Origin of the sequence: Bacillus sp. BPN334, assembly GCF_008368885.1 — a bacterium.
Lineage (GTDB): Bacteria > Bacillota > Bacilli > Bacillales > Bacillaceae_G > Bacillus_A > Bacillus_A wiedmannii.
Map to the genome: position 1 here is coordinate 1 of NZ_QOZW01000047.1, position 684 is coordinate 684.

The window sequence follows — 684 nt, forward strand, 5'->3', positions numbered from 1 at the left end:
ATAATGTTAAGGCTCGCCAGATTGTAGGAATTCTAGGTTTGTAGCTTCATAATTCTTAAAAAGAGCACTTTTCAAAAGTGCCCTTTTTAAGAGGGACATTAGGAATTGAAAGAGGCATCAATGATAATTTAGAAGGAGTGTGCTTAAATCAATCTGTTCTTAAAATAAAAGATAATTATTTACATTATTTAATAATTACTTGATATATTATTAATCTGGTTACCTTACAAAAATGTAAGGTTGTTTCAATTGACACTCGTATATATAAGTAACTATACTAGTTACACAATGTTGGTGAATAAATGTAATAGTCTCAATCTATAAGTGTATGTCGAAGGATTCTTTTCGGAATGATAATTCTATACTAGATTCTTTATCTTATAATATGGTGATGATGCCAACTTAATCTATACTTTATTCGAATTCATATTATTTAAAGATTAACTATAATACACATAATTTACCAACTTGTAATAATTTTTTAGAGGTGCTAAATTTTGAAGAACAAATTAATTGCTACAGGAATTCTTGCTGGAAGTTTACTATCTTATTCTACTAGTATTTTTGCAGATACTCACAAATTCCCAGATGTTCCTGCATGGGCTGACAAATCCGTTAATTATTTAGTTGATAAACAAGTATTGAGTGGTTATCCAGATGGAACTTTTGGTTCAAGTGATACAC

The 684-nt window shown here is 28.8% G+C and carries 1 protein-coding gene; it reads left to right on the forward strand.

All coding sequences use genetic code 11. From position 1 onward, the window contains the following. Positions 1–497 precede the first annotated feature (497 nt). A partial coding sequence (locus DN393_RS31120; protein WP_149174300.1) for an S-layer homology domain-containing protein occupies positions 498–684 on the forward strand: 187 nt, incomplete at its 3' end.